Raw genomic sequence first — 16113 nt, forward strand, 5'->3', positions numbered from 1 at the left:
GGAGTTCCCATGTCCTACTCGGCGGCCGCCATGACGCTGATCGGCGCGCTCAGCCTGATCAACATCGCGCTGACCCTCGGCATCGTGCGGCGGCTCGGCGACCTCCAGCGCCCGGCGGCCGGCATCGGCGGGCCCGGCGGCCCCGGCGGGGACGCGCGGCCGATGACCGTGCAGCCCGGCGCCAGGATCGGGCCGTTCGAGGTCACCGCCGTGGACGGATCGACCGTGTCGCACACCGACCTGACCGGGCCGACGCTGGTGGCGTTCCTCGCGCCCGGCTGCCAGGCGTGCGACTTCGCCGTGCCCTCGTTCCTCGAACGCGCCGAGCAGGCGCCCGGCGGCCGCGACCACGTGCTGGTCGTCGTCATGGGCACCCCGAAGCTCGGCATGGAGCTGCGCGAGAAGCTCGCGCCCGTGGCCCGCGTGCTGACCGAGCAGGTGGAGGCCGGGCCGCTCGTGCAGGCGTTCGGGGTCATCGGACTGCCCGCGTTCGCCCTGCTGTCGGACGGCCGGATGGTCTCCAGCCACACCGAGCCCGAGCAGATCCCGGACGCCGCGCCCGCATGATCCGCCCGGCCGCGTCGTCGCTGGCGGCGGCGACGGAGATCGCCTGGTCGGCCGGGCGCGGCCGGCTGCTCGGCCGCGTCGCGCTCGCCCTGGCGGGCAGCGCCGTGCCCGTGGTGGTCGCCTGGCAGACGAAGCTCGTGCTGGACCGGCTGGCCGCGCCGGGGGCGTCGCTGACGGTCCCCGTCCTGCTGCTCGCGCTCGCGGGCGTCGCCGCCGCGTTCCTCCCCGAGGCGGCGCAGTACCTGGAGGGCGAGCTGGAGCGGGCGATCGGCCTCGTCGCCCGCGGGCGGCTGTACGCGGCGATCGCAGGGATGCCGGGGCTGCGCCGCTTCGAGGATCCGCGCTTCCACGACCGGATCGCCCTCGCGACGCAGGCCGGGCCGACCGGCCCGTCGGACGTCGTCGGCGGCGCACTCGGCGGCGCCCAGGGGCTTCTCACGCTGGCCGGGTTCGTCGCGACGCTCACCGTGCTCAACCCCTGGATGCTGGTGCCCGTCCTGGCCGCCGGGGCGATCGCGCTGAACGGCCAGGTGCGGCTGAGCGGGTACCGAGCAGAGATGATCGGGAGGCTGGGCCAGGCGTCCCGCCGCGAGTTCTTCTTCGCTCAGCTCCTGACGAGCGTCAGCGCCGCCAAGGAGGTGCGCCTGTACGGCCTGGGCGGGCTCTTCGGCGCCCGGATGCTGGCCGAACTGCGGCGGATCAACGCCGGTCACCGCAGGCTGGGCCGCCGCGAGCTGCTGGTCCAGGGGGTGCACGGGACCCTCGGCGCGGCCGTCGCGGGCGCCGGGCTGGTCTGGGCCGTGACCGCGGCCCGCGCCGGGCGCCTGACGATCGGCGACGTGTCGATGTTCATCCTGGCGACGGCGGGCGTGCAGAACGGGCTCGCGATCGTGATCCACGGCGTGGGGCGGGTGCACGAGGCGATGGTGCTGTTCGGCCACTACCGGTTCGTGGTCGGCGCGGGACCGGATCTTCCCGAGCCGGTGCCCGTGAACGGGTCACGGCCGTCCGTCCGGCCGCTGGAGAAGGGGATCGAGCTGCGCGACGTGTGGTTCCGCTACGGCGACGAGCTGCCGTGGGCTCTGCGCGGCGTCGACCTGACGATCCCCGCGGGACGGGCGACCGCGCTCGTCGGCCCGAACGGCGGGGGCAAGAGCACGCTGGTCAAGCTGCTGTGCCGGTTCTACGACCCGACGCGCGGGGCCGTGCTGTGGGACGGCGTCGACCTGCGGGAGCTCCCGGTGGACGAGCTGCGGCGCCGCATCGGCAGCGTCTTCCAGGACTTCATGGCGTACGACTTCAGCGCGGCCGAGAACATCGGCGTCGGCGACCCCGCCGTCCTGCCCGTCGCCGCCCTGGACGAATGGGACCCCGCCGGCCGGGCCCGGGTGATCGACGCGGCGCGGCGGGCGGGCTGCCATGACACCCTGGCCGATCTCCCTCGCGGCTACGAGACGATGCTGTCGCGGACGTTCGACCCCCTGGACCACGACGATCCCGCCGGCGGGGTGCTGCTGTCGGGCGGCCAGTGGCAGCGGGTCGCCATCGCCAGGGCCCTGCTCCGCGACGACGCCGACCTGCTCATCCTCGACGAGCCGAGCTCGGGACTCGACGCGGAGGCCGAGCACGAGGTGCACCGGCGGCTGCGCGCGCACCGCGACGGCCGCACCAGCCTGCTGATCTCGCACCGGCTCAGCACGGTCCGCGACGCCGACGCGATCGTCGTGCTGTCCGGCGGCGCCGTGACCGAGGAGGGCACGCACGCCGCGCTCCTCCGCCACGGCGGCCTGTACGCCCGGTTGTTCGGCCTGCAGGCCTCGGGCTACCGGGACACGGCCGGAGACGGCTACCGGGACACGGCCGGAGACCAGGTGCGGCAGTAGGAGTCACCGCGGTGCGCCCGTACCCGGGGGTGCTCCCGCGCCTGAGCGTGCTCGCACAGGTAGTCGACGCAGCCGCCCACGGTCGTGAGGACCGGGTGGTCGTACTCCTGGATCAGGTGGCCGACGTGCTTGCCCATCAGGTCGACGAAGATGAGGAAGTCGATGGAGTCGAGCGCGAGTACGTCGCGCAGATCGGCCCGGTCGTCCAGGGTCCGCACGTCGAGGCCGGGGGCGAATCTCCCGAGCGCCCGCGCCACCAGTTCGTGTGCCTGCCCGCCGTCCATGGTTCCTCCCGCCGCCGGCTCCAGCACCCTCTCCTTTGTACGCCCCGGAACCGCCGTGCACAGCCGCCACAGGGCCTTTGGTCCGGACCCGGACGACCCACCCCTTAGCGACTAAGGTCCCTTTCGCTCCTCGGGGGGCAGAATCCGGCGTGGCCCGATCGGGGTCTTGCCGCGCTTGCGCCACTCCCTCGGGTAGCCGACCGACACCTCCACGAAGGGGACGCCGTCGCTCCAGATCGTCCGCGGGATGTGGAGGTGGCCGTACACGACCGCGACCGCGCCGTACCGCACGTGCCAGTCCGCGGTGCGCACGGTGCCGCACCACTGGGCGAACTCGGGATACCAGAGGACCTCGGTGGGCTCCCGCGTCATCGGGAAGTGGTTGACGAGGACGGTACGGGTGCCCTCGGGGAGGGCGGCCAGGCGGCGTTCGGTCTCGGTGAGGCGGGCGTCGCACCAGGCGTCGCGGGTGGGATACGGGTCCGGGTGGAGGAACTTCTCGTCCGTGCACACGACGCCCGCCGCGTACGCGATCTCCAGCGCCTCCTTCTTGTTGGACGCGCCTTCCGGGCGGAACGTGTAGTCGTACAGCAGGAACAGCGGCGCGACCGTCACCGGCCCGTCCGGCCCCTCCCAGACGGGATAGGGATCCTCGGGCGTCACCACGTCCATGTCCCGGCAGAGCTGGACCAGGTGCCGGTAGCGGGCGTCTCCGCGCAACTGGACGGGATCGTCCTTGGTGGTCCACAGCTCGTGGTTGCCCGGCACCCAGATCACCTTGGCGAACCGTTCCCGCAGCGTGCGCAGTGCCCACGCGATGTCGGCGACGGTCTCGGCGACGTCGCCCGCCACGATGAGCCAGTCGTCCTCGGCGGCGGGCCGGAGGCCGGCCACGAACGCCCGGTTGTCCTCGAATCCCACGTGCAGGTCGCTGATCGCGTAGAGGTCGCCCATGCGCGGATCCTAAAGGGTGAGCCCCGCATAGACCTCGAGGGCGTTGCCGCCGTGGACGAGGGCGGCGGTCTCGTCGTCGAGGCCGAGGGCCGCGGCGATCGCGCGCGCGTTGCGGGCGACGCCCGGAACGCCGGGCCAGTCGGTGCCGAAGATGAACTTCCTGGAGAGCCTGGCCAGATTGTGGCGGGCGTAGTATTCGGGCAGCCGGCGGGGCGGCAGGCCCGACAGCTCGATCCAGACATTGTCATGGGCGAGAGCGAGGAAGGCGGCCGCGTCGTACCACCAGCCACGGCCGCCGTGCGCGAGCACGATCGGCAGGCCGGGGAAGTCGCGCAGGACGTTGTCCAGAAGCACGGGGTCGGCGTACTTGTTCTCCGATCCCGGGAACGAGCTCGTACCGCAGTGGATCACCACCGGTATCCCCGCCGAGCGGCATACCTGGTAGGCCGGATAGAGGGCGGGGTCGCCGGGCGAGAAACCGCCGTGGACGGGATGCAGTTTCAGGGCGGCCGCGCCGAACTCCAGCTGCCGCTCAAGCTCGGTGTCCACGGGGTGGTGCAGGTGCGGGTTGATGTTGGCGATCGGCTTGAACCGCCGGGGGTTGTGCTTGGTGAGGGGCAGCAGGTCTTCGATGGGCTGCAGGCCGGTGGCCTTGGGGCTGTACTCGGCCAGCAGGAGCGCCACGTCCACCCCCTCGGCCTCGAAGTAGGCGTCGACGCGTTCGGGCACCAGCGTCCCGTCCTCGTCGTAGAGGTCGGGCCACGGGTGGCCCGAGCCGAACTCCTCGGCCCAGTCACGCCAGGCCGGGCGGAGCGTGGGCAGGCGCGCGGCGTGGACGTGCGCGTCCACGAGCGGGTGACCGTCGATCATCGGGCCGCCAGCAGCGCGGCGGCGACGCCGCGGACGGCGAAGCGCTGGAGCTTGCCGGTGGCGGTGGTGGGCAGCTTGTCGACGATCAGTACCTCCCGGGGACGTTTGAACGAGGCGAGCCCGGCCCGGCAGAAGGCGATGAGCTCGTCCGGGGTGGCGGTCGTACCCTCCTTGAGGACGACGCACGCCACCGGCTTGTCCAGGCCGTCGGCGTCCGGGAGTCCGACGACGGCGGCGAGCGTGACGGCCGGGTGTTCGAGCAGGCGGGCTTCGACCTCGGTGGGCGAGACCCAGATTCCGCCTGCCTTGAGCATGTCGTTCGTCCGGCCGAGGCAGGTGAAGTAGCCGTCGCCGTCTCTGACGTAGGTGTCTCCGGTGCGCAGCCACTGCCCCTCGAAGACCCGTCTTGTGGTGTCGGTGCGGCACCAGTAGCCCGTGGCCAGGGATTCGCCTCGGACGAGCAGTGATCCGGGCGTTCCGGGCTCGGCGTCGTGCCCGTCCGCGTCCACGATCCGCAGGTCATAGCCGGGGACGGGGGTGCCCGTGGTGCCGGGACGTACCGCGCCGGGCCGGTTGGAGATGAAGATGTGGAGCGCCTCGGTGGTGCCGATCCCGTCGATCAGCTCGACGTCGAACCGCTCGGTGAAGCGCCGGTACAGCTCGGGCGGCAGCGGCTCCCCCGCCGAGACCGCCAGCCGTACGGACGAGAACGTGTCGGCGGGCAGGCTGGAGGCGAGCAACGCCGCGTAGAAGGTCGGCACCGCGAAGAAGAGGGTCGGGCGGTCCTCGCTGATCCGCTGGGCGACCGAGTCAGGGCTCGGCCTGGCGGGGTCGAGGATCGTGGTCGCGCCTACGGACATCGGGAAGAACAGCGAGTTGCCTATGCCATAGGCGAAGAACAGCTTGGGAATCGAGAAGCAGCGGTCAGCGGCGGTGATGCCGAGGACCTCACGCCCGAACGTCTCGGCGACATGGGGGATGTTGGCGTGCCGGTGGACGGCTCCCTTGGGGGTGCCGGTGGTGCCCGAGGTGTAGAGCCACAGGGCCGACGAGTCTTCCCACGTGTCGTACGGGTCGCCGTCGTCCCCCTCCTGAGCGAGGGCGTCGAGCCGGTGGAGCGCGACGTGGGCGGGGGCCGTGAACTCGTCGTCGCCGTCGATGACGGCGTGGCGCAGCTCGGGGGCCTCCGCCGCGGCCTGTTCGGCGACGAGGAGGAAGGGGGCGCCGGCGACGAGCACGCGGGCTCGCGCGTCGCGCAGGACCGAGCCGAGCTCTCTGCCCGTCTGCATGGTCGACACGGGCACCGCCACGGCGCCCATCCGCATGACGGCGAGGATCATCGCGGCCAGCGCGGGCCCGTCCGGCATGAAGAGCACGACGCGTTCCTCGGCCCGGACGTCGTGGGCGCGCAACCCGGCGGCCAGACCGCGCACCCGGCCGGCCAGCTCGCGGTAGGTGAGGGTGCCGAGCGGCCCGGTGAGGGCGACGTGCTCGCCCTTGCCCTCGTCGAGCCTCGCGTCGAGGAGATAAGTGCTCGCGTTGAAGGACGTGGCGTCGAAGACGGCCATGGCGCAATGGTCTACATACTTCAAACGCCAGTCAATATGTTTGTGGAACATTTTGAAAGGCCGGATACTGTCCTGCGTGACCTCCGAACCCGCCTTCCAGCGACGCCGGGAGATCGGCGCCGCGAGCGCCCGCTCGCTGCTGCTGACCGTCCTCGGCGAATTCGTCCTTCCCGCCGGCGAACCCGTCTGGACCGCCGCGTTCCTCGACGCCCTCGCCTCGCTGGACGTCGAGGAGAAGGCGGTCCGGCAGGCCCTGGCCCGCAGCGCGACCGAGGGCTGGCTGGCGGCCGAGCGGCACGGCCGCCGCACCGCCTGGCGCCTCACCCCGGACGGCCGCCGCCTGCTCTCCGAGGGCGCCGAGCGCATCTACGGCTTCGGCGCCCCCATGACCGCCTGGGACGGGCAGTGGCTGATCGTCCTGGCCAGCGTCCCGGAGTCCAACCGCAAGCTGCGCCACCACCTGCGCACCCGCCTGGCCTGGAGCGGTCTGGGCAACCTCTCCCCCGGCATCTGGGTCACCCCGCACCCCGAACGCGAGGCCGAGGTCCACGAGGTCCTCACCGAGGCCGGGGTCGCCGCCACCGCCACGATCTTCGTCGGCCGCCTCGGCGACGTCGAGGAGGCCCGCCGGGTCGCCGGCCAGGCCTGGGACCTCAGCGAGATCGAGCTCGCCTACGAGGACTTCCTCGCCGAGGTGGGCGCCCTCCACCCCGGCGACGACCGCGCGACGTTCACCGCGCAGGTCCGGCTCGTCCAGGAGTGGCGGCGGTTCCCGTTCCTCGACCCCGGCCTCCCGTCCGAGCTGCTCCCCGCCGGATGGAGCGGCACCCGCGCGGTCCTGGCGTTCCAGGCCAGGCACGACGGCTGGCGCGCCGCCGCCGGCCGCCACTGGCGCACGCTCTCAGCGCAGGCCTGACCTCCCGGAGAGCGCTCGCCTGATCATGCGGTCAGTCGGCGACGAGCCTGGCCCTGCGCCCCTCCTGCTCGCGCTGGCGGCGGACGACGTACGTGCCCGGCGCGCAGCCGGACGCGCCGTGCTCAGGGTGGAGCAGGTAGGCGACGGCGGAGGCCTCGAAGACGCCGATGGCCAGGAAGTCGGAGTCGTACACCTGGGTCGTCCAGCGAACGGTTCCCGGGTCCCCCACCAGCGTGTGCGGGTTGCCGCCGGCCTCGCCGCGGAGCAGCTCGATTCCTTTGGGCGGCACCTGCTTGAAGACCGCGGACTGCCAGAACGTCACGGCGGACGCGACGAGGGAGTGCGGGACGACGATCAGGTCGCCCTGGGCCTGGAGGCCGTCGACGACGGGGATGCTCACCGACCGCTCGAGATGGTCGAGCACGGCGAGGCCGGTCTGCCGGGAGAGGGAGGCGAGGGTCACTGTCTTCGATGTCATGGTCATGAGATCACCTCAGGTTCGGCGGGACAGAAGGGAGTACTGCTCGGCGGACAGCCCGTAGGTCCAGCCGGCGGCGGCGATCGGGTCGCTGAAGAAGCCCGGCACGGTGAGCCCGTACCGGCGGCGGCGCCCGTCCCGTTCGACGGAGCCGTTGACGGCGAGGAGCACTTTGGTCTCCTTGCGCATGTCATAGAGCTGTAGTTCCGAGCCGGGGTTGCCGGGGTCCGGGGCCGACGCGACCAGTCTCAGCCCGGCCTGGTCGATGTACGCGGGCCACCCGATGTGCTCGATCGCGCACCGGCGCACCTCGACGTTGGCCTCACGTTCGATGCGCCTGGCACAGGGATCGGTCACGACCCACGCGGGCACTTGCGTGCCGTGCCAGGCATAGAGGTCCCAGCCGTCCGCGTACCGCAGGGCGGGCCCGTCCGCGCGGTGCAGCCGGAGCTCGCCGTCGTCCCCCGAGACCTCGGTGTGCACCTCGGCGGGCCGCTCCGAGACGACGCACACGTCTTCGCGAGGCCACCACCAGCCACACGACCGTGCCACGGCCGCCCAGAGATCGAACTGGCGCGCCTGCTCCGGCGTGAAGGCCAGCCTGGCGACGTGGCGCAGCGCTTCATAGTGGCCCAGCCACGCGACGCACTGCGTGCCGGACCAGACGGGCGGGATGTGGCTCCCGTGATCGTGTGCCGCGCGGAGCGCCATGAGCAGAGCCCGGGACGCGTGCGACAGCGGCGACCGCACACGGAACCGGATCAGGTATTCCAGCGCCCGCTGGGAATGCTCGACCTGGTCATCGAGCTGCCTGCACAGGGTCGCCATCAGCGCGGCGAACCGGTGGGGCAGTGGCCAGTCGGCGAGGAGTTCGATGCCCTCCCACCGGCGGGTGCCCGGCGGCACCGTCGCGAGCGCGGTGACCGGAGAGGACGTCCAGTGGAAACGCGGCGGGTCCAGCCCGATCAGGCGGTAGAGCCCGGAGATGGCCGCCTCGGCGGCGGGACGGTCGGCGGGCCGCGTCGACAGCGCGTGGCCCAGCCATTCGGAGCGAATTCTGGCAGCTTCCCGCTGCACCGGATCGCTCACCGGGGAAGGGCTTCCACGCCCCTTTCATTGATCATGCCGGTCATGGTGGCAGAGCCCCGAGGCCGTGTCCATCGATTTTTGATCCGCCGCCAGAACGCGCTAGAGTTTTCCTGTCGCCGCGAAGGACCGGCAGGTCCGGGCAGCGCAAGCGGAAGTGGCTCAGGGGTAGAGCATCACCTTGCCAAGGTGAGGGTCGCGGGTTCAAATCCCGTCTTCCGCTCCATATCTTTCTTCAGGCCGCGCGAGCCATGGCCTTGGCGAGGGCGTCCCGCAGCCAGCGATGGCTGCGGCCGAACGTGGCGAACGTACCGGTCACCTCGGTGAACAGGTCCCAGTAGCGGTCGACGCGCGGATCCTGGTCGAAGAGCAGCTCCTGGTGCAGATAGCGCCGGAACTCCGGGGTGTCCTGCCGGTCGCCCCGGACGAGCGCGTGCGCCTCGACGAAGCGGTCGAGCGCCGGGCCGGGCCCGGGCGGCTCTTCGGCCAGCAGGGCGGGGGCGGCGAGCGCGTAGGCCTCCGCGACGCCGAGCATCAGCGTGCCCTCGTCCGAGATCTCCGACTGCTCGATGCGCTCGCGGACGCGCCGCCGGTCGCCGAACGCGTCACTGCGGGTGATGACGACCATCTCGGCGAACGCGACGACCTGCGCCGGGGTCGGATCGGCCGGGACGTCCGGGACGGCCAGCCATACCAGGCCCTCCATGATCTCCGGGCTCACGTACGCGTGGACCATGCGCACCCAGAAGTCGACGATGGCCTCCCGGGCGGCCGGGCCCTGCGCGTGGGCGAGGAGCTCCAGCCGCGCCGCGCGCTCGGCGGGCGGCGCCTCCTCCACCGCGCGCAGGCAGGCACGGCGCCAGGCCAGGGAGGCTAGCTCGACGTCCAGCGCCGCGCGCTCAGCGGAGATCGCCTCGTCGAGCGATCGTTCTCCCGTCAGCACGTGGGCGATGGCGGGCAGGCCGAGGCCGAGCCCGCGCAGCCGGCGGACGAGGCGCAGCCGCTCGACGGCGCCCGGATCGAACCTGCGGTGCCCGCCCGAACTGCGCTGAACATCGAGAATGCCTTCGTCGCAGTAGAACCGGATCGTCCGCACGGGCACACCGGTGAGCCGGGACAGCTCACCGATGCCGAGCGACGGATCGACGATCATCGCAACTGGGCCTCCGCCTCGGCGAGCACCTCCTGAATGTGCAGGCCGTGCTGGGCGTCGAGCGGATGGCCCCCGCCGGCCCGCACCGTCGCCGCGAACTCGGCGACCATGGTGCCGAACGTGTCCGTGCCGACCTTCGACCAGTCGAGCTGCGCGTTGCCCCGGCGCCCGTACACCTCGACGCGCGCGGGCGGCGGCTCGGCCACGCTCGCCATGGAGACCGAGGCCTCGCTGACCGCGCCGCCCTCGTGTTCGAGCAGCAGGCCGACCCAGCGGAGCGGGTCGCCGTGCGCGCGGACCCCCGTCACCCGGCCGAGCGAGCCGTCGAGGATGTCGACGATATGCGGGCCGAGGTCCAGCAGCGCGCCGCGTTCGAGCCGCCACGGCGTGGCGAACGGCCCGCCGTTGAGGACCGAGGAGACGAACGAGCCGTGCCCGCCGAACGGCTCCACCTCGCGCACCTTCGCGAAGTAGGCGCGGGCGGCGGCCGAGTACCTGAGCGTGAAGACCATCTGGGAGGCGACACCGGCCTCGCCGATGGCGCCGGCCAGCCTGCGGGCGCCCTCCAGGTCCATGGCGAGGGGCTTTTCGAGAAGGACCGCCTTGCCCGCCCGGGCGGCCTTGGTCGCGAGATCGGCCTGCACGTCGGGCGGGACGGAGAACGTCACCGCCTCGCAGGCGTCGAAGAGCTCCTCGATCCGCGTGAAGGCGGGCACGCCGTACTTGGCGGCCAGTTCCCCCGAGGCCTCCGGCCGCCGTGCCCAGATCCCCGCGAGTCGCGTGTCAGGGCCGGCGTCCAGCCCCGGCGCGTGCACCATGCCGGCCCAGGGCCCCGCCCCGACCAGCCCTACCGATACAGGTTCGCTCACCCCACGAGCCTAAGGGACCGGCCGGCACGGGAAACAGACAGCGACATCGCCGCCGCGGCGAGGCAGATGACGCCTGCGCCCCACCAGGCCATCGTGTACGTCCCGAACGAGGTGCGCAGCGCGCCCGCGGCGGCGGCGGCCACGGCGGCGCCGAGCTGGTGCGAGGCGAAGATCGTGGATCGACGAGCCGAACAGCACCGGGAGCGCCGGCAGAGCACGGGCTGCCAGCCGGCGTTCATGAGGACGGCGAGCCCGCTGCCCGCGGCCACCGGCCAGGCCCGGTGGATCGGGAACCTCCGGCGTGGCGCCGCCGGGGGACTCCGCGAGGTAGTCAGCACCGGCGGTTCCGTTCCGAGACCGGGCTCAGTCCGCTCCAGTGGCCGCTCCGCCAGCGGATCGGCGCGCCCGCGCCCGCCGCTTGCCCTCGTGCATCGCCTGCACCCGCGCGATCGGGATGCCGTGCCCCTCCTCGATGAGGTCGGCGCTCACCTCCTGCGGCGCGGGCATCAGCCGGGCCCACGGATCGCCCTCCGCGATCAGCCCCGCCGCCGTCCGCAGCGTGAAGTCGCGTGGGCTGACACCGTCGAGCTCGTCCCAGGGCACGGGGAACGACACGGGCGTGCCGGGCCGTGCCCGCGGGCTGTAGGCGGCCACCACGGTCGCCCCGCCCGCCCTGGTGGAGTCGAGGAACACCTTGCCCTCGCGGTCTTCCCGGATGAACGCGGTCGTGGCGAAGGACGGATCGAGCCGCTCGGCACGCGCGCCGATCGCCCGCGTGGCGGCGGCCGCGTCCTCCGGCCCCACCCCCTTGATGGGCACGAACACGTGCACGCCCTTGGCCCCGCTGGTCTTGACCGCCCCCTCCAAGCCGCAGTCGGCCAGGGCCTGCCGCACCAGATGCGCGGCACGCACGGCCAGATCGAAGGCGTCCGCCGAGGGCGGGTCCAGGTCCAGGACGAGATACGTGGGCCGGTTGAGCTCTTCGGCACGCATCAGGGTCGGGTGGTATTCGATCGCACGCTGGTTGGCGAACCACACGAGCGTCCGGCGGTCGTCGCACAACGCGTACGACACCTCGCGCCTGGAGGATTCCGCCCACAGCGTCACGGTGCGCACCCAAGGCGGCGTGTACTTCGGGACGTTCTTCTGCATGAACGGCTCTCCGCCCCGGTGCACGCGGATCACCGACAGCGGCCTGCCCGCCAGCGCCGGGACCATCTGGCCGGCGATGGCGTCCAGATAGTCGACCAGGTCGCGCTTGGTCGCGTCGGCCCCTTCGAACAGCGGCTGGTCGAGATTGCTCAGCGGAACGCCCGCCCGCTCCTCACCACCGGCCATCACGCCACCTGCCAAGTACGTCGTGGGTCACAGGCCCTTGAACCTCCACCCGGGTGGAGCTCTTACGTTACGGGGAACAGCCGAGGAGGAGTTCATGAGGACACTTGACCTGCGGCGGCTCGCCGACGGCCTGCTGGAGCAGACGGCCGGTCTCGCGGAGGCCGTGACGGGCGCGCATCCCGGAACCTGGATCCCGACCTGCCCCGACTGGGCGCTGCGCGATCTGGTCGAGCACGTGGGCCAGGCACAGCGCTGGACGGCGGCGCTCGTGGAAGAACGCGCCGCCGAGCCCGTGCCGCTCAGGCCCGTCGTCTCCCTGGACGCGGGCGACTGGCCGGAGTGGCTGCGCGCGGGGGCGGAACGGCTCCTGACGGCCGTCCAGGAGTATGGCGGGGAGGTGTGGACGTTCATGGGGCCGCGGCCCGCCGCGTTCTGGCTGCGCCGGATGCTGCACGACACGTCCGTCCACCACGCGGACGCCGCCCTGGCTCTTGAACGCCCCTACGGGCTGGCACCGGACCTGGCCGCCGACGCGATCTGCGAAGGACTCGACATGATCTCCGCTCCGCCGGCGGAGACGCTCAATCCCGGCTTCAAGGCCCTGCGGGGCGACGGCGAGGCCCTCGCCCTCCGGCCGGCCGAGGCGGACGTCGAGGGCTGGCTGATCACGCGCACCCCCACCGGGGTGACGTGGGAACGCGGGACCGGCGCGGCGAACGTCGTCGTGTCGGCCGGCGTGACGGACCTGCTCCTCGTCATCACCCGCCGCCTGCCGCCCGACGATCTGCGGGTCGAGGTCATCGGCGAACGGCCGCTGCTCGACCACTGGCTGGAGCACACCGCGTTCGACGGCCCTTCCGAGCCGGCCGGCGGCGCCCGCTGACGGGCCGGTCCTTCCTCGGACGTGTCGTGCCTGGTTAGGCTGCCCGCACGGACCCGCGATCGAGGAGGCCCCGTGAGCCGGACCCTGCGCGGCGACGCCGCCGATCTCCAGGAGGAGCTCGTCCGGCTGCGGCGGTCCCTGCACCGCGAGCCCGAGCTCGGGCTGGAGCTGCCGCGCACGCAGGAGAAGGTCCTGGCGGCTCTGGCGGGCCTCCCGCTGGAGATCTCCACCGGCAAAGGCCTGACGTCGGTGACCGCGGTGCTGCGGGGCGCCCGGCCGGGCCCGGCGGTGCTGCTGCGCGGCGACATGGACGCGCTGCCGGTGACCGAACGCGGCGACGCCGAGCTGATCTCCCGGACGCCGGGGACCATGCACGCCTGCGGGCACGATCTGCACACCACGATGCTCGCGGGCGCGGCGCGGCTGCTGGCCGGGCGGCGCGCCGAGCTCGCGGGCGACGTCGTCTTCATGTTCCAGCCGGGCGAGGAGGGCGCGGGCGGGGCACGGATCATGATCGAGGAGGGCGTGCTGGCGGCGGCCGGCGAGCGCCCCGTCGCCGCGTACGCGCTGCACGTGATCTCGGCGGGCCTTCCAGCCGGGCTGTTCGTCACCAGGAGCGGCCCGATCATGGCCGCGGCCGACCGGCTGCGGGTGACGGTGCGCGGCGCGGGCGGGCACGGCTCCATCCCCCACCGGGCCAACGATCCCCTTCCTGCGGCCTGCGCGATGGTCACCGCCCTGCAGACGATGGTGACGCGCAACTTCGACGCGTTCGACCCGGTCGTCCTCACCATCGGCAACTTCCACGCCGGGACGACCGACAACGTCATCCCCGACGAGGCGCACTTCTCCGGCACCGTCCGTTCGTTCTCGGCCGAGGCGCACGCCCGGCTCAAGGACCGTTCGGTCGAGGTGATCCGGGGCATCGCCGCCGCGCACGGCCTGGAGGCCGACGTGGAGTACCTCCAGGACTACCCCGTCACGGTGAACGACCCGGACGAGGCCGACTTCGTCGCCGGCACCGTCCGGGAGGCGTTCGGCGAAGATCGCTACATCACCGCGCCCAACCCGCTGCCCGCGTCGGAGGACTTCTCGTTCGTCTGCGCCGAGATCCCGTCGGCCTTCGTGGCGCTGGGCGCGTGCCCCGCCGACCGCGACCCGGGGAAGGCGGCGTTCAACCACTCCCCCGATGCCGCGTTCGACGAGTCCGTGCTGGCGGACGGAGCCGCCCTCTACGCCGAGCTCGCCGCCCGCCGCCTGGCCGTCATGGCCGCCCCGGCCAACTGACGCCGCCCATGAAGTGACAAGTCCCCGCTTCTGGGAATGACCATCGACATGATCGGGGAACACGTCCTCGTCGGATACGCCCGCGACGCGGGCGGGCGAGAGGCGCTGGAGCTGGCCCGGGCCATCGTCGGCCTCACGGGCGGCAAGCTGACGGTGGCCGCCGTGTACCCGCCGGACCGCCCGGCGGCCGCGGGCGAGGCCCACACGCTCCTCGACCAGGCCCTGGACCTCCTCGACGGCGTCCCCGCCGAGGCCGCCGTCCACGAGAGCCGCAGCGTCGGCCGCGGCCTGTCCGTCCTGGCCAGCAGGCTGGGCGCCGACATCATCGTCGTCGGCTCCACGAGCGGCGGGGCCCGCGGGCGGATCAACGTGGGCAGCACCGCCGACCACCTGCTCCACGCGTCCACCGAGGCGGTCATGCTGCCGCCCGCGGACTACGCGCCCCCGGAGGAGCTCAGCCGGATCACCGTGGCCTACGTCCGCCGCCCGCAGTGTGACGAAGCTGTCATCAGGGCCGCCCAGGCCGCCCTCGCCCTCGACGTCCCGCTGCGTCTCCTGACCCTGAACGTCGACGACGCGCGGCCCGACCCGCTGCGGGACGATCTGGCCCTGGCGATCCGCCTGGCCCTCGACTCCTCGGGTCTGCCCGCCGAGGCTGTGACCGCTGAGCTCGCCGAGGGCGACGACGTGGCGGACGCCCTGGACGACGTCGACTGGCCCGAGGGAGAGCTGCTCGTCTGCGCCAGCAGCGAGGACGCCGGCGCACACCGGGTCTTCCTCGGCGAAGTGGCCCTCAAGGTGCTCCGCGCGGCGCCGTGCCCGGTGACCGTCCTGCCGAGGGGCTACTCTTGACCTAGTCACGCCCGACTATGGCCCTCATAGTCCAGATCAACCGTTTCGTCCTGAACGACTTGCCCCCTGCTCTTTACCTCGGCTACATTCCACCGAGATCGGAGCGTGACCTGGTAGGGCCGCTCCGACCCAGGGGCGGCAAGGAGCGAAATGGACCCGGTCGGCAAAAAGCTGCTCGACATCGCCAAGAAGGAACTCGGCTACGCCGAGAAGGGCGACGGCTACACCAAGTTCGGCGACTGGTACGGCAAGAACGTCGACACGGACAACGACTCGTACTTCAAGACGGCCCCCTGGTGCGACATGTTCCTCGCCTGGGCCGCCGACAAGGCCGGGGTGACCGACTCCGCGGGCCAGTTCGCCGCCACCGTCGAGCACGCCAAGTGGTTCAAGAAGCAGGACGCCTGGGGCAAGAAGCCCGAGCCCGGCGCCGTCGTCTTCTTCGACTGGTCCGGGTCCGGCGACATCGACCAGATCGACCACGTGGGCCTCGTCGAGCGCGTCGAGGGCGACACCCTCCACACCATCGAGGCCAACGCCGAGGGCTACAAGCTCATGCGCAAGGAGCGCTCCGTCGACCAGGTGGTCGGCTACGGCTTCCCCGGCAAGGTCAAGACCGCCAAGTACACCCCCAAGCACGCCGCCCCCGCCCCCTCCGTCGAGACCCTCGCCCCCGACACCGGCGCCACGGCCAACCTCCACAAGCACGACCCGGCCCCCGAGTCCCCGCTCCCCTCCCAGGAACTGGTCCTCGGCGGCCTCCTGGCGTTCGTCCTCTGCGGCACCGTCGCCCTGGCCGCCGGCAAGGCCGCCGCCGCGATGGCCCCCACCTCTCCTCCGGTCCGGGTCCGCAAGCGCGGCAAGCACCACCGCCCGGCCCACCCCGTCCAACTGCCCGCCGAGGTCACCCCCGCCGACCTGGACGCCGCCGAGACCGCCACGACGATCATGCCCGCGCTCTCCCTGGCCGCCGCCCACGAGGCCGAGGACCGCGAGTTCTGGGGCCGCATCGCCCACCTCAAGGAGGACGACGAGCTCGCCTTCTGGGACTCCCTGCACGCCGAGAGCACCCTCTCCAGCCGCGCCGAGTACGCAAGCACTCCGGGATTCCGCTAAAGTTAACCC

The 16113-nt window shown here is 72.5% G+C and carries 17 protein-coding genes and 1 tRNA gene; 8 read left to right on the forward strand and 10 right to left on the reverse strand.

Translation table 11 applies throughout. The features are described from left to right. Window positions 1-9 precede the first annotated feature (9 nt). A complete protein-coding gene (locus tag ACGFNU_RS15610) occupies window positions 10-567 on the forward strand; it encodes a TlpA family protein disulfide reductase (protein WP_392594008.1) in 558 nt (185 codons plus the stop codon). Further along, complete coding sequence (locus ACGFNU_RS15615; protein WP_392594010.1) at window positions 564-2450, forward strand: ABC transporter ATP-binding protein; 1887 nt, start codon at window positions 564-566, stop codon at window positions 2448-2450. Before ACGFNU_RS15610 ends, ACGFNU_RS15615 begins: the two co-directional genes overlap by 4 nt. On the opposite strand, the gene ACGFNU_RS15620 is transcribed toward ACGFNU_RS15615, so the two are convergent. From ACGFNU_RS15620 to ACGFNU_RS15635, 4 genes are all read right to left on the reverse strand, one after another. Continuing rightward, complete coding sequence (locus tag ACGFNU_RS15620; RefSeq protein WP_392594012.1) at window positions 2414-2761, reverse strand: hypothetical protein; 348 nt, start codon at window positions 2759-2761, stop codon at window positions 2414-2416. The two genes, ACGFNU_RS15615 and ACGFNU_RS15620, sit on opposite strands and share 37 nt — an antisense overlap. An 84-nt stretch (window positions 2762-2845) precedes the next feature. Further along, window positions 2846-3688: a metallophosphoesterase family protein gene (locus ACGFNU_RS15625; protein ID WP_392594014.1), complete on the reverse strand. Its 843-nt coding sequence runs from the start codon at window positions 3686-3688 to the stop codon at window positions 2846-2848. A gap of 9 nt (window positions 3689-3697) precedes the next feature. Then, entirely contained in the window at window positions 3698-4558 is an 861-nt protein-coding gene (locus tag ACGFNU_RS15630) for an amidohydrolase family protein (protein WP_392594016.1), read from the reverse strand. After that, on the reverse strand, window positions 4555-6126 hold the full coding sequence (locus tag ACGFNU_RS15635; protein ID WP_392594017.1) for a benzoate-CoA ligase family protein: 1572 nt from the start codon (window positions 6124-6126) through the stop codon (window positions 4555-4557). Before ACGFNU_RS15635 ends, ACGFNU_RS15630 begins: the two co-directional genes overlap by 4 nt. Window positions 6127-6202: 76 nt before the next feature. Between ACGFNU_RS15635 and ACGFNU_RS15640 the strand changes: the two genes are divergently transcribed. Then, window positions 6203-7042 (forward strand): PaaX family transcriptional regulator C-terminal domain-containing protein, encoded by an 840-nt coding sequence (locus tag ACGFNU_RS15640; RefSeq protein ID WP_392594019.1) that lies wholly within the window; start codon window positions 6203-6205, stop codon window positions 7040-7042. 31 nt (window positions 7043-7073) lie between these two features. Here ACGFNU_RS15640 and ACGFNU_RS15645 read toward each other — a convergent pair whose 3' ends face one another. Next, window positions 7074-7526, reverse strand: a complete 453-nt coding sequence (locus tag ACGFNU_RS15645; RefSeq protein WP_392594021.1) for a hypothetical protein — start codon at window positions 7524-7526, stop codon at window positions 7074-7076. Between the two features lie 9 nt (window positions 7527-7535). After that, the gene (locus ACGFNU_RS15650; protein ID WP_392594023.1) at window positions 7536-8609 is read right to left on the reverse strand and encodes a DUF6745 domain-containing protein; all 1074 of its coding nucleotides are present in this window, start codon (window positions 8607-8609) and stop codon (window positions 7536-7538) included. Between the two features lie 148 nt (window positions 8610-8757). Between ACGFNU_RS15650 and ACGFNU_RS15655 the strand changes: the two genes are divergently transcribed. After that, window positions 8758-8832: transfer RNA gene (locus tag ACGFNU_RS15655), tRNA-Gly, on the forward strand. Between the two features lie 9 nt (window positions 8833-8841). Here the strand turns inward: ACGFNU_RS15655 and ACGFNU_RS15660 are convergent. The 4 genes from ACGFNU_RS15660 to ACGFNU_RS15675 are packed head-to-tail and all read right to left on the reverse strand — an operon-like array spanning window position 8842 to window position 11966. Beyond that, complete coding sequence (locus ACGFNU_RS15660; RefSeq protein ID WP_392594025.1) at window positions 8842-9759, reverse strand: MerR family transcriptional regulator; 918 nt, start codon at window positions 9757-9759, stop codon at window positions 8842-8844. Further along, the gene (locus ACGFNU_RS15665; RefSeq protein ID WP_392594027.1) at window positions 9756-10628 is read right to left on the reverse strand and encodes a Gfo/Idh/MocA family protein; all 873 of its coding nucleotides are present in this window, start codon (window positions 10626-10628) and stop codon (window positions 9756-9758) included. The genes ACGFNU_RS15660 and ACGFNU_RS15665 overlap by 4 nt, the downstream gene beginning before the upstream one ends. Then, window positions 10625-10966, reverse strand: coding sequence for a hypothetical protein (locus ACGFNU_RS15670; protein WP_392594029.1), 342 nt, complete (start codon window positions 10964-10966; stop codon window positions 10625-10627). The genes ACGFNU_RS15665 and ACGFNU_RS15670 overlap by 4 nt, the downstream gene beginning before the upstream one ends. Window positions 10967-10991: 25 nt before the next feature. Further along, the gene (locus tag ACGFNU_RS15675) at window positions 10992-11966 is read right to left on the reverse strand and encodes a DNA polymerase domain-containing protein (RefSeq protein ID WP_392594031.1); all 975 of its coding nucleotides are present in this window, start codon (window positions 11964-11966) and stop codon (window positions 10992-10994) included. Window positions 11967-12060: 94 nt separating this feature from the next. On the opposite strand from ACGFNU_RS15675, the gene ACGFNU_RS15680 reads away from it, so the two are divergent. From ACGFNU_RS15680 to ACGFNU_RS15695, 4 genes are all read left to right on the forward strand, one after another. Next, complete coding sequence (locus ACGFNU_RS15680; protein WP_392594033.1) at window positions 12061-12849, forward strand: maleylpyruvate isomerase family mycothiol-dependent enzyme; 789 nt, start codon at window positions 12061-12063, stop codon at window positions 12847-12849. 72 nt (window positions 12850-12921) lie between these two features. Then, window positions 12922-14136 (forward strand): M20 family metallopeptidase, encoded by a 1215-nt coding sequence (locus ACGFNU_RS15685; RefSeq protein WP_392594035.1) that lies wholly within the window; start codon window positions 12922-12924, stop codon window positions 14134-14136. A 36-nt stretch (window positions 14137-14172) separates the two neighbouring features. Next, the gene (locus ACGFNU_RS15690) at window positions 14173-14988 is read left to right on the forward strand and encodes a universal stress protein (RefSeq protein WP_392594037.1); all 816 of its coding nucleotides are present in this window, start codon (window positions 14173-14175) and stop codon (window positions 14986-14988) included. Window positions 14989-15138: 150 nt separating this feature from the next. Next, window positions 15139-16104, forward strand: coding sequence for a CHAP domain-containing protein (locus ACGFNU_RS15695; RefSeq protein ID WP_392594038.1), 966 nt, complete (start codon window positions 15139-15141; stop codon window positions 16102-16104). Window positions 16105-16113: the final 9 nt, after the last annotated feature.

It is taken from the genome of Spirillospora sp. NPDC048911, assembly GCF_043198015.1.
Lineage (GTDB): Bacteria > Actinomycetota > Actinomycetes > Streptosporangiales > Streptosporangiaceae > Spirillospora.